Genomic DNA, 12,288 nt, shown 5'->3' on the forward strand with positions numbered 1-12,288 from the left:
GAGGTACATATTATGCGAATAATGTCACCCTTCACATTAAAATGGCTACATGGCGGAGACGAGCATAATGATGTTTCAGCATCGATACGTGAAAGCTATCGCCAGACTTATCATGCTTCACTTTCCCACTGTATGCCTTGGCTTCTCGGCATGTACGACACCAAAGGTGAATTGAAAGCCGCCTGCGGTGTCCAGACGGCTTCACAAGGGGCCTTCTACCTGGAGCAGTATCTTGACGTTCCTGTTGAAACGATGTTGTCCGCCCGTATTAACCTCCCCGTTTCGCGGGAAAAAATCGTCGAAATAGGAAACTTCACCGCGCATGACGGCGCTTCAGCACGCATTATGTATGCCGCACTCTGTTTATTACTTAATCAATATCACTACTCGTGGATTGTCTTCACCGGCACCAGGAAAATCCGCAACATCTTTCATCGACTCCATCTGCAACCCACGCTACTGACGCCAGCCAGCGCTGCACGGCTGGGCGATACGGCACAAGAATGGGGGGAATACTACCAGCATGACCCGCAGGTGATGGCCGGGGAGCTCATGAACGGAAAAACCACGTTAAGGCAGACAAGCATGTTGCTTAACCTGTTTACCACTTTACCTGATGCCCCCTGGGTAACCACGACGGGAGAACCCTATGTTTCTGGACAGGCTTGAACACCTCGCACAACAGTGCCCCGATGCCACCGCTTTACAGGGTGACGGTCGGACATGGAGTTGGAAGCAATACCACGAAACCGTCATGGCGATTGCAGAACACTTAACGTCACTCGGCATAAAGCGGCTGGCGCTTGAATTAGAAAATAGTCCAGAGTGGGCCATGATCGATCTTGCCTGTCTTGTTAGCGGGATTGTGATCGTCCCCATTCCCCCTTTCTTCAGCGCCGGACAAAAAGCCTGGGTCATGTCATCTGCGTCTATTGATGCACGGATCGGTGGCACGCCTCTGGCAGAGTGGCAAACGTGTGATTTTCCTTTCGGCCAACTGCAAACCCGAACCGTCAATGAACCGGTTTCTCTGCCTTTCGGGACAGCCAAAATCACCTATACGTCTGGCACGACAGGGGAACCGAAAGGAGTGTGCTTAAGCCTAAGCGGCATGGCGTGGACGGCTCAAACCCTTGCGAGTGAATTGCACTCCCTACACTTACAAAAGCATTTGGTGACATTACCGCTCAGTATTCTGCTTGAGAACCTATGTGGCATTTACATCCCGCTGCTGCTGGGGGCTGAAACCGTGGTGCTGCCACCTTCACACATCGGTTTTGAAGGCTCCAGCCGGTTCAATGCGACGCAATTTTTGCAGGCGCTACTACGCTGGCGCCCAGAGAGTTTGGTACTGGTGCCCGAACTACTGCGCGTACTGTTACAGTTGCATCAGCAGGTTCAGGAAAGCACCCAGTCATTGCGCTTTATTGCCGCAGGTGGCGGCAAAATCTCAACCCAACTGCTGGAACTTGCAGCCCAAAGCGGACTCCCCATTTTTGAAGGCTATGGACTGTCGGAATGCGGTTCCGTCGTGGCGCTGAATCGACCAGGCGTCACACGACAGGGCAGCGTAGGCAAAGCCTTGCCAGGCATCCAGCTGTCGGTTGATGGTGGCCGGCAACTGCTCGTGTCCAGTCCAGCCAATGCGCTGGGTTATCTGGGGGACTCTTCTCCCATATTGGCGGTCGCGACAGGCGATCTCGGCAGCGTCGATGATGATGGTTTCATCCATATCCAGGGACGCATGAAAAACGTGCAAATCAACGCCTTTGGCCGCAATTTTTCCCCTGAATGGCCAGAAGCGGAAGCCATGACCTGTCCCGCAGTCCGCCGCATTGTGATTTTCGGTGAAGGCTTAGTACGTAATGTCGCACTGGTCGACGCCTTTGACGGGCAACAGGAGCTCGCCCAGGCGCAGTTGATAGCACTTTCCGCGCGGTTGCCGGATTACGCGCAACTGCACCGATTACTGTTTACCCACACGATTTCATCACCCGATATGTTAACGGCCAATGGCCGTCCTCGCCGAAATGCCATATGGCAAACCCTACAACATCAGATTCTCACCCGTAGTGAGGAGGAGCAATAATGGATTTTTATCAACAATTACAAAACAAAACGACGACTGAACGTCAACAGTTGCTTTCGTCTCCAGCTATCGCCCGTTGCCTCGATGGCAACATTTCACGCGAGATGTATATCGAATTTTTGACCCAGGCCTACTATCACGTCAGCCATACCGTCCCGTTATTGATGTGTGCAGGTAGCCGCCTTCCGTCATCACATGAATCTATACGCGGCGCCATTGCTGAATATATCGAGGAAGAATACGGCCATCAGGAGTGGATTCTGAATGATATCCGCGCCTGTGGCGGAGATGCAGAAAAGGTCAGATTAGGGACGCCCGGCGTGCCCATTGAAATGATGATTGCCTTTCTTTATTACCGCATTGAACGAGTTAACCCAATGAGCATTTTTGGCATGGTGTGGGTTTTGGAAGGGACGAGCGTGTCCATCGCGTCATCCATTGCCGCACGTGTTGAACAGACGCTGGGGCTACCAAAAGAAGCGACCACCTATCTGCGTTCTCACGGCGAGCTCGATCAGGATCACCTGAAATTTTTTGCCTTGCTGATGAATACGGTCACGGATAAACGAGATCAGGACGCCATTATTCACACGGCTCGCCGCGTTTATCACCTGTACACACAGATGCTCAATCAACTGGGGAATGGCACAAGTGAATCTGCATAATAAGACCATTCTGCTGACAGGGGCGAGTGGCGGAATTGGTCAAGCACTCGCGCACGCCTTAGCGGAAAAAGGGGCAATCCTCTACCTTGTAGGACGTAATGAACAGGCGATGCAGCGTCTGCAACAGCAATTGCCCCATCCAGAACGGCACAGCATCGCTCTGATGAAAACCTATTCAGAGATTGAAATCATTACTCTTGCCGCCAGGTTTAATGAAAGTCGTAAGCTGGACATCCTCATTAATAACGCAGGATGCAGCCATTTTGCGTTGTTTGAACAGCAATCTTTCGATGATATTCGTGAACAAATCCGGACCAATATTGAAATTCCAACATTACTCACGCGTACATTATTAAAGAAATTGAGTCAGCAAAGCATTGTCCTCAATATCGGTTCTATCTTTGGGGAAATTGGGCATCCCGCATGGAGCGTATACAGCGCAACAAAAGCCGCTATGCATCGTTTTTCCGAAGCCCTAAGCCGTGAGTTACAGGGTAGCGGGATTTCTGTACTGTATGTCGCCCCTCGGGCCACAGAAACCGCACTCAACAGCGAAGAGGTCTATGCACTGAACCACAAGCTCGGTAACCGTCACGATTCCCCAGACGTGGTTGCTACCCAAATTGTCCGCCTCCTTGAAAGGGAACAAAAGCGATACCGTTTTGGCGTCATGGAACGGCTGTTTGTCAAAATTAACGCCTGGTTTCCGGCGCTTGTTGACCGGGCACTAAACAAAAAATTACCCGTGATTCAAGCATTCGCCCGACATTCACCTAAAGGGGAAAATAAATGAGAACACGCAATATGCTGATGGTCGCATTAACCAGCGCGGTGTCAGTGTCTGTGCAAGCAAATACATCCCTGAGTGCGTTACAAAACACATGGTCCGTTTGTCAGTATCAAACGCTGGAAGCACAAAAAGAAGGATGTTTTAGTACATTAAGCCAGCAAGCGCATGAAGCGAGCCGTGCCAAAAACGATAACGATGCAACGCTGTTGATTTGGTCAGGCATTATCGATAGCAGTTGGGCTGGCGCAAAAGGCGGTTTGGGTGCTCTCAGTCTGGTTAAGCAGGCTCGCACATCGCTTGAAAAAGCGATCGCCATCGACCCCAATGCGCTTGACGGGTCAGCCTGGACGAGCATCGGGGTGCTTTATTATCAGGTTCCCGGTTGGCCCGTCGGTTTTGGTGACAAGAAAAAAGCCGACGAGATGCTAAAAAAAGCGCTGGCGATCAATCCTGATGGTATTGATGCCAATTATTTTTATGGTGACTTTCTGCTGAAAGAGGGAAACGCCGATGAGGCGAAACGTTATCTGGAAAAAGCACTTCACGCCCCTGCCCGGCAAGGACGTGACATTGCCGATAATGGTCGCCGCCGAGAGATAGGCAACGCGCTGGCAAGCATTCAGTCAAAGTGAAAGCCAGCACAAGCAAATAGTGCGACATCGTCAGAGGCGTTGGCACTGATTCATTCATGTTGCAGAAAAAAAACCGAATCACTTAATCAAGTGAGTGATTCGGGTGAATGACAAATCGTCCAAAGGCAAATTGGAACGCAGCGGGCAAAGGTTCATCATGGGCTGAGGCACATACGAATATGTCGAGCAACACAGCCCAAAATAACCGTTAACTAAACGAAATATGCCTTTCCGTACGTCTACTTTACCTGTCCATAGGCCAACGCCAGCTTGGCGTAGAAATCTTCCAGCGTGAAGCGGGCATCAACGGCGTTATACACTCGAATCTGGCGCGCATTGTCCTGCGGTGCATAGGTCAGATCGTCGTTTAACTGCGGCGCATTAACCAATGTGTAGTGGTATTCATGGTCATCCAGCAGCAGAGAAACCGAGGGGTTATCACCCAATACCCAGACTTCGCTTTTCGGCCAGGGAACGTCCTTGATGGTTTCGGAAATCGCGCGATTAAACGCGATCAGCTGTTGCCACAGGTACTCTCCGACTTTCCCCTGCGGCTTCACGCGCACGGCAAGCTCAGACAGCGAGACGCGCACGGACATATAGACATTATGCGGCACCTGCCACAGCGGCACCTGAGATGTGAATACGCTGTTCGCCGCGACCGGATCGTTAAACATATTGTATTCCCAGCCGCCTTTCGGATAAGGCATACCGCCAATCCACACCACCGTCATTTTGCTGGCGATCTTCGGCTCAGCCTGCAATGCAGCGGCGATATCCGTAATCGGCCCCATAACCAACACAAACAGCGGATGCGGGTCGTCTTTTAATGCTTCCTTGATCAGCACTTGCGCCCCTTCACTCAATGCCGGCGCGCCACCATCGGCTTTCAGTGCCTGTGTCGCACCGCGATAAACGGGAATGTCAGTTTTCCCCATCACGTTCATCAGCCGCTGAAGCTCGTGGTAGCTCTCCATCATGCTGTTTTCGCCATCGCGTTTCATCAACGGCGCAGTACGGGAGTAATGAGCTGCAATCAGCCCTTTCACCTGCATGGTCGGCGTCAGCACCGCATGGGCAACGGCAAAATCATCATCAGCCTCATTTTTGGCATCGGCACTGATGATGACGCGAATCTGTTTATGATCGGCCACGTCAAAAGGTGAAGTTTGCGCCTGCGCGGTGAGCGCAGTGAGGCAAGGCAATGCCACGATCAACATGGCGAAACGGCAAAAATATCTGTGAATAGACATGATTATCCTTAACGGTGCTTGGCAGTCGTTGATATGGCAGCCTGACGACGCAGGCGACCATCAGAGAAAGCGGGCAGATGACAACGCGCCCGCAGCACGAAGACGCTACTTAAAAAGCTTCTGAACAAATTCGCTGTAGGCCGGTCGCCAGACATCCATTTCATGACCGAGATTCGGATAATGGCGGTAGTCAAACCGGATATTCTTCTGCTCCAGCGTCGTTTTCAGACCGGCAATATCTTTACCTGTGATGTTGTCCGTTTCGCCAATCACCACCGTAAAGTTTTTCAGTTGCTGATTAATCTGCTCAGGCCGTTCAAGCTGTGCAGCAACGGCCGTGTTCGGCACCGTTTCGGTGGTTACGCCGCTGAAAGTGGCCAGCCAGCCGAAATGATCCAGATGGCTCATGCCGGATACCAACGCCTGATAGCCGCCTTGAGACAGCCCGGCCAGCGCCCTGCCGTTGGCATCCTGACGGACGTTAAAGCGTTTGCCGATCTCGGGGATAATGTCATGAATCAGCTCCCTGTCCGCCGCCAGCGCATTGCGCGGATAGAACACCTTGCGACGCTCCTGCGGTGGATACTCTTCAGGGATGATGCCGGGCACGTCCGTTTCCGTATCAGGAATGACAACCAGCATCGGCTCAATCTTTTTCTCTGCCAGCAGGTTATCCATCATCTGCGGTATCCGCCCCTGAAGCACAGCCGATGCTCCTGTGTCGCCAAAGCCGTGATAGAAGTAAAGTACCGGCAGCGGTTTTGACGACTCGCTATAACCCGGCGGCGCCCAGACATACATCTGGCGCTCTGATTTCAATTCTTTAGAGTGATAAGTCAGCGTTCTCAGTTCGCCGTGTGGCACCTGACGCACATCCAGAATGCTTCCCGGCACCAGAATCAGGCTGGTATTGACCTGACGCTGCGGTTTAGTAAACGCCGTCCCCGTATCAATGGTACGAAACCCATCCACGCTGAAAAAATATTCATACAGGTTCGGTGCCAGCGCGGGCGTCTTGAACGACCACACGCCAGATTCATCTTTCGTCATCGCATGGGACACGATGCTCTCAGGCGTCGAACCGGTAAAAACACTGACTTGTTTCGCCGTTGGCGCAAACAGGCGGAAAGTAATGCTGCTATCCGCATTCACCGCAGTCACATACTGACTCACGGGAACCGTTGCCGACGGCATAACAGGAAAATCAGCGGGTAGCGCCGAAGCGTTGCCAGACATCCCCGCCAATACACTCAAGGCCAATAATGATAACGCTATTTTCTTCATGTTCATTCGCATAATCCCATCCCGAATATCACGTAATCGAGTCTGTTTTTGCTAAATGTAGCGACACCGCCGAAGCGGTGCCGGCGTGGTGACAGGTATTACCACCAGACTTCCGCTTGAACACCCACGGAGAATTGATCGCTCTTACTGTCATTAAAAGTCGCATTACTGATATCGGTATCTTCAGCTTTCAGATAGGTGCCATAAAAACGAATTTCTGGTCTTGATGTCAGGAGACTCGTATTCACCTTAATAGCGTGATAAAGCGTTGTTTTATATCCAGACTCATGATAGTTCACACCATTCACTTTATTGGTCTGATTAAAGTAGGCCAATTCAACCCCTGTTTGGTTAAATTTATCCCATATATAGGCAGGGCGAAGCACGGCTCGAATACTATTGAAGTCTGTATTTTCACCTGTTGCATAGCTATAAATGCCACTACCTTGTGAGTAAACTAATGCATTCGCCATAACGACATCGTCACGTAAGTACAGCTCACCTTGTGAAATCAAACGAAATGAATGGCCTGAATGGTCTCCGTAATAATTTCCATTATTAGCATAGACTGGATTAGCATCATTTACATTAGCGAATCCGCTAGCGATAGAATTGTTAGCAGCCTGTACGGTAAATTCATTGAAGCCACCGTTATACAACCCTTGTTTCAACACAACAGAACTGAGCCATGAGTCCTTCAGATCATAATATGTGCCATCGTTCTCACTGTTTTTCTGCAACGTGCTTTTATTGGCTCGAACATATTTCCCCATCAGCGTCAGTGTCGCATTATTCCACAATGGAATACCTTTATAACGTAAATCCACTGAATTGGTGTTGACCTGTTGTTTATCCTGTGCGGTTGTAATTGATGGATTGTAATTTGACCTACGTGCATTGACGTCTTCACGATTCAAAGAAATATCAAATTGCCCCACCCCAACCTGCCAGTTTTCGATACCGATACCGCCAGCAGATTCCGAACGGTGACTTTTCCAATCCAGCATCTGAATTTCATACACCGGTAGGGTATTTTTACCTACCCAAAAATCAGCATCGGGGGCAAAGGACAAGAACCCTTTTGTATTGACGTACATCTGAGAGAATTGCAGTTTATTTTCATTATCAGAATCCTCACCAAACCAAGCGCTACCGTATTGTAACCCTACGTTGCCATCCAATTGCACCACTGCATCAACACGTTTGTTGCCTTCAGCAAAGACCTTTTGGCTCAGCGTAAGGTCAAACCAGCCACTGTGTTCATTACCGAAACGCCCTAATGAACCAATGGCATAAGATTTTGGTGAACCATGATCGGCGCTGGCCCATCCAGAACGGAAATACCCCGTATAGCTAAAACCAATATCATCCTTAACGAACTTACTCACTTCAGCTAACGTTAATGGCTTCTGTTGTGAACTTGTCGCGGCATCAGTCGTATTTGTGGCGGGTTGGACAACAGGCGCAAGAACCACCTGATTAGCCGATGACGTGCCAGAAGAAGCAACAACCAGCGGTTTATCTTTTGCCACAGAGTTTGCTGCAAGACGTGCTTTATTTTCTGCGTTCGTCTTATATTCACGAAACTCTTTTTTCGTTGACTGCAATTCAGCTTTATTTGCCGCCAGTTCTTTCTCCAGAAGTTCCAGTCTTTCTTCTACGGTCAATTTTGCAGCCATAGCACCATTAGACAAAAACACTGACGACATCAGTAATACCATCATCTTTACAGGGAATTTTTTACGCATGATTATTATCCGAGTAGGGTATATGTTAACATTGAAAACAGCGGTTTTAAGTTGAGAAAACCCTCTCGCGACGCTAGCCGCAAGTCCGCCTATTTATAATTTTTTTTCAAACCCACATAACCGTTTATATAATTTAATGGCTAGTCTACGCCCTCCCGTTTCATTTTATTCCCTTGCCATCTTTCCCATGGATAGTAAAAAAAATAGAGTTCGCATTCATTCCAGATTGTATTTCTCTGAGAATGAATGCGTAAATCACTCATCGATGCGATGATTTATTTCAACGTTTCACCATTAGAGGAAATGACCTCTTTATACCAGTAGAAACTTTTCTTACGCCGACGTTCTAATGTGCCGTTCCCTTCATCATCACGATCGACATAAATGAAGCCGTAGCGTTTGGACATTTCGGCCTTTGACGCACTCACCAGATCGATAGGCCCCCAGCAAGTATACCCCATCACCTCAACGCCATCTTCCAGCGCTTCACCCACTTGGTAGAGGTGATCGTTCAGGTATTTGATGCGATAGTCATCGTTAATGCTGCCATCGCTTTCCAGTTTGTCTTTGGCACCCAAACCGTTTTCCACAATGAACAGCGGTTTTTGGTAGCGGTCATACAGATAGTTCAGCAAATAGCGCAGCCCTTCCGGGTCGATCTGCCAGCCCCACTCGGAGCTTTCCAGATGCGGATTCGGCACCATGTTCAAAATATTGCCGCGGGCTTTCTGGTTTACCTCTTCATCTGTCGTCACACAGCCCGTCATGTAGTAGCTGAAAGAAATGAAATCGATGGTTTCTTTTAGCGACTGGCTATCGTCTTCCGTTACCGTCAGCGTAATACCGTGCTGCGCAAAGAAACGCTTCATGTACGCTGGGTAGTATCCTCGGGCTTGGACATCACCGAAGAACAGCCAATCGCGATTCTGCTGCATCGTTTCCATAACATCCGCAGGCTTGCAGGTTAACGGATAGAACATGGAACCCAGCATCATATTGCCGATCTTGGCATCAGGAATGATGTCATGACACGCTTTCACCGCTTTAGCACTCGCCACGAGCTGGTGATGGATCGCCTGATAAATATCCTGCTTACTGCTCTCAGTCGGTAAACCAATTCCTGTAAAAGGTGCATGTAACGCACAGTTGATTTCGTTGAACGTCAGCCAATATTTCACTTTGTCTTTATAGCGCTGGAATACCGTGCGAGCGTAGCGCTCAAAGAACGTAATCGTTTCACGACTTCCCCAGCCGCCGTAATTCTTCACCAGACCATACGGCATTTCATAGTGGGACAGTGTCACCAAAGGCTGAATACCGTACTTTGCCATTTCATCGAACAGGCGATCGTAAAAAGCCAGCCCTGCCTCATTCGGCTGGGTTTCATCACCCTGCGGGAAAATACGCGTCCAGGCAATTGAGATTCTCAGGCATTTGAAGCCCATTTCAGCAAAGAGCGCGATGTCTTCGGGATAGCGATGATAAAAATCGATCGCGATATCTTTAATTCCGCTGTCGCCCGGCGTGCGCGTGACGATCTCACCAAAAATACCCTGCGGCTGTAAATCGGACGTTGATAACCCTTTGCCGTCCGTTAAGTACGCGCCTTCAACCTGATTGGCTGCAATCGCGCCGCCCCACAAGAATGCTTTCGGAAACTGATGGCTCATCTTTTCTCCTCCCAATTGGGTCATAAATTTCAATGTCAGCGGATTAACGTCAGTAACGCGCCCTGTTCCTGCACGGTGTTTCCGGCGGTAGGCAGAACATCAACGTAATCTTCGCTATTGGTGATAATGACGGGCGTTGTCGTGTCATAACCGGCCTTCTCAATCGCCTGATAATCAAACTCCACCAGAAGATCGCCCTGCTTCACGACATCGCCAGTCTTGATGTGTGCAGTGAAATACTGACCATCCAATTTCACCGTATCGATACCGACGTGAATGAGCACCTCAGCCCCCTCCTCCGATTCGAGCCCAATGGCATGGTTGGTCTTGAACAGCGAGGCGACCGTGCCATTCACAGGTGAAACCACGCGCCCGGCCTGCGGCTTAATCGCAATGCCTTTTCCCATCAACCCACTGGCGAACGTTTCATCACCAACCTGTTCAAGCGGCAGCGCCGTGCCCTCGATGGGACTGCTTATCTCTTGCTTACGCGTCGCATCACTCTGGCGTGGTGTCGCTTGCGGTGCAGCCACAGGAGCATTAGCGTCTGTCGTTTTTTCTTGCGCCGGAATCCCAAACGCCCAGGTTGCTACCGCCGCGAAGGTAAAGGCAATCACCGTACCAATAATGGCGGCCCAGACCGTGTTATCGACACCTGTCGGTGGGATAACCTGGGTAAAGGTAAAGATGCTCGGGAAGCCGAAGGAATAAATCGTGGTGTTGAAATACCCCAGCACACCAGCGCCGATTGCACCGCCCAAACAGCCAAAGATGAAAGGACGCTTCAGCGGCAGCGTGACCCCATACACCGCAGGTTCTGTAATACCAAAGATTGCTGCCGAAAATGCCGAACCAGAAATCCCTTTCAGCTTCATATCACGCGTACGCAGCAGCACGCCCAGCACCGCTCCCGCCTGCCCTAATACCGCAGGCGTCAGCAGCGGCAGCAGTGTGTCGTGGCCCAACACGCTGAGGTTGTTGATCATCAGCGGCGTCAAGCCCCAGTGCAGACCAAAGATCACGAACACCTGCCACAGCGCACCCATCAGTGCGCCCGCAATCGTGGAGTTCAATCCGTAGATCAACTGATAGCCACCAGCCAGCATATGTCCAAGCCAGGTTGCCGCTGGCCCAATCAGCAGGAACGTGACGGGGACCGTGATACAGAGGCACAGCAGCGGCGTGAAGAAATTGCGAATATTGATATGCAATATGGCGTTCAGAGGCCTTTCCAAACGTGAAGATAGCCAGGCTGAGAAAATAATCGGAATAACAGAAGAAGCATAATTAATAAAGGTGATCGGAATACCCAGGAAATACAGCTGCTGATAATTCGCATTCTGCATCGCGCCAAATTCGGCGATCATGGAAGGATGTACCAGCGTGGCGCCAATCACCATGGTAACGAATGGATTTCCACCAAATTTTTTCCCTGCGGTATACCCTAACACCACCGGGAAGAAAAAGAATAATGCATCGCTTGCCGCAAACAGAACTTTATACGTTCCGCTGGCTTCAACCATCCATCCGCACACTAAACTCAGTGCTAAAAACCCCTTTAAAATACCGGAAGCAACCATGACACCAATTAACGGCGTAAATATTCCAGAAATAATATCGATAAAGCGGGAAAGAAGATTTCCTTTCTTCTCATAGTCGTCCCCAACATTTTCGGAATCAGTCTGGTCGCGCAACCCGGAAATATCCAGTAAGCTGCGATAGACATCGCTGACGTGATTGCCTACGACGACCTGAAATTGTCCGCCGCTTTCAACCACCATGATCACGCCTGAGTTATCTTTCAGCGCTGCGGCATCCGCTTTTTTGTTATCTTTTAATTTAAAACGTAATCGGGTTGCACAGTGTATTACACTAATGATGTTGCCGCGTCCGCCGACACCATCGAGTATCTCGCTTGCTAATGCTTTGTATTCCATCGTCTATCCTTAATGCTATATCCGTCATACTTCAAGCTACATGTGCGTTGGCTGCGTTCGCTCACCCGAATCACTTACCCAAGTAAGCTCATCGGGATTCACTTTCTTGCCGCCTTCCTGTAACTCGAATTATTTAGGATATAAACAGACTTAAATATCAATTATTTAAGATTGCCAGTTCTGTTTGAGACAAAAAAAAACCTAAATCGCTTTTCCCAAT

General features: G+C 49.7%; 10 protein-coding genes. 5 read left to right on the forward strand and 5 right to left on the reverse strand.

Annotated features, from left to right (window positions below):
• Positions 1–21: 21 nt before the first annotated feature.
• Genes NAL19_RS12895 through NAL19_RS12915 form a run of 5 tightly spaced genes read left to right on the forward strand, consistent with a single transcriptional unit; the run spans position 22 to position 4,176 of the window.
• Positions 22–669, forward strand: coding sequence for a thermostable hemolysin (locus tag NAL19_RS12895; RefSeq protein ID WP_263059714.1), 648 nt, complete (start codon positions 22–24; stop codon positions 667–669).
• Positions 650–2,089 carry an AMP-dependent synthetase/ligase gene (locus NAL19_RS12900; RefSeq protein WP_263057569.1) on the forward strand — a complete coding sequence of 480 codons (1,440 nt, stop codon included), beginning with the start codon at positions 650–652 and terminating at the stop codon, positions 2,087–2,089. The genes NAL19_RS12895 and NAL19_RS12900 overlap by 20 nt, the downstream gene beginning before the upstream one ends.
• Entirely contained in the window at positions 2,089–2,754 is a 666-nt protein-coding gene (locus NAL19_RS12905) for a TenA family transcriptional regulator (protein ID WP_263057570.1), read from the forward strand. Before NAL19_RS12900 ends, NAL19_RS12905 begins: the two co-directional genes overlap by 1 nt.
• Positions 2,732–3,547, forward strand: coding sequence for an SDR family oxidoreductase (locus tag NAL19_RS12910; protein WP_263057571.1), 816 nt, complete (start codon positions 2,732–2,734; stop codon positions 3,545–3,547). Before NAL19_RS12905 ends, NAL19_RS12910 begins: the two co-directional genes overlap by 23 nt.
• A complete protein-coding gene (locus NAL19_RS12915) occupies positions 3,544–4,176 on the forward strand; it encodes a tetratricopeptide repeat protein (RefSeq protein ID WP_263057572.1) in 633 nt (210 codons plus the stop codon). The genes NAL19_RS12910 and NAL19_RS12915 overlap by 4 nt, the downstream gene beginning before the upstream one ends.
• 239 nt (positions 4,177–4,415) lie before the next feature.
• Here the strand turns inward: NAL19_RS12915 and NAL19_RS12920 are convergent, their stop codons facing one another.
• The 5 genes from NAL19_RS12920 to bglF form a co-directional block, all read right to left on the reverse strand.
• The gene (locus NAL19_RS12920) at positions 4,416–5,429 is read right to left on the reverse strand and encodes a nucleoside hydrolase (RefSeq protein WP_225084962.1); all 1,014 of its coding nucleotides are present in this window, start codon (positions 5,427–5,429) and stop codon (positions 4,416–4,418) included.
• A gap of 105 nt (positions 5,430–5,534) precedes the next feature.
• The gene (locus NAL19_RS12925) at positions 5,535–6,719 is read right to left on the reverse strand and encodes an alpha/beta hydrolase-fold protein (RefSeq protein ID WP_225084963.1); all 1,185 of its coding nucleotides are present in this window, start codon (positions 6,717–6,719) and stop codon (positions 5,535–5,537) included.
• 92 nt (positions 6,720–6,811) lie between these two features.
• Positions 6,812–8,461: a carbohydrate porin gene (locus NAL19_RS12930; RefSeq protein WP_225084964.1), complete on the reverse strand. Its 1,650-nt coding sequence runs from the start codon at positions 8,459–8,461 to the stop codon at positions 6,812–6,814.
• A 275-nt stretch (positions 8,462–8,736) separates the two neighbouring features.
• Positions 8,737–10,131 (reverse strand): glycoside hydrolase family 1 protein, encoded by a 1,395-nt coding sequence (locus tag NAL19_RS12935; RefSeq protein WP_225084965.1) that lies wholly within the window; start codon positions 10,129–10,131, stop codon positions 8,737–8,739.
• A gap of 35 nt (positions 10,132–10,166) precedes the next feature.
• Positions 10,167–12,068, reverse strand: a complete 1,902-nt coding sequence (gene bglF, locus NAL19_RS12940) for a PTS beta-glucoside transporter subunit IIABC (protein WP_225084966.1) — start codon at positions 12,066–12,068, stop codon at positions 10,167–10,169.
• Between the last annotated feature and the right edge of the window lie 220 nt (positions 12,069–12,288).

The sequence above is a fragment of the Pectobacterium sp. F1-1 genome (assembly GCF_025643735.1).
GTDB classification, from domain to species: domain Bacteria; phylum Pseudomonadota; class Gammaproteobacteria; order Enterobacterales; family Enterobacteriaceae; genus Pectobacterium; species Pectobacterium colocasium.

Bases quoted from the DNA above. Each gene is read 5' to 3' on its own strand.
- NAL19_RS12895 (WP_263059714.1), top strand. From the start codon at position 22: ATGTCACCCTTCACATTAAAATGGCTACATGGCGGAGACGAGCATAAT.
- NAL19_RS12900 (WP_263057569.1), top strand. From the start codon at position 650: ATGTTTCTGGACAGGCTTGAACACCTCGCACAACAGTGCCCCGATGCC.
- NAL19_RS12905 (WP_263057570.1), top strand. From the start codon at position 2,089: ATGGATTTTTATCAACAATTACAAAACAAAACGACGACTGAACGTCAA.
- NAL19_RS12910 (WP_263057571.1), top strand. From the start codon at position 2,732: ATGGCACAAGTGAATCTGCATAATAAGACCATTCTGCTGACAGGGGCG.
- NAL19_RS12915 (WP_263057572.1), top strand. From the start codon at position 3,544: ATGAGAACACGCAATATGCTGATGGTCGCATTAACCAGCGCGGTGTCA.
- NAL19_RS12920 (WP_225084962.1), bottom strand. From the start codon at position 5,429: ATGTCTATTCACAGATATTTTTGCCGTTTCGCCATGTTGATCGTGGCA.
- NAL19_RS12925 (WP_225084963.1), bottom strand. From the start codon at position 6,719: ATGAACATGAAGAAAATAGCGTTATCATTATTGGCCTTGAGTGTATTG.
- NAL19_RS12930 (WP_225084964.1), bottom strand. From the start codon at position 8,461: ATGCGTAAAAAATTCCCTGTAAAGATGATGGTATTACTGATGTCGTCA.
- NAL19_RS12935 (WP_225084965.1), bottom strand. From the start codon at position 10,131: ATGAGCCATCAGTTTCCGAAAGCATTCTTGTGGGGCGGCGCGATTGCA.
- bglF (WP_225084966.1), bottom strand. From the start codon at position 12,068: ATGGAATACAAAGCATTAGCAAGCGAGATACTCGATGGTGTCGGCGGA.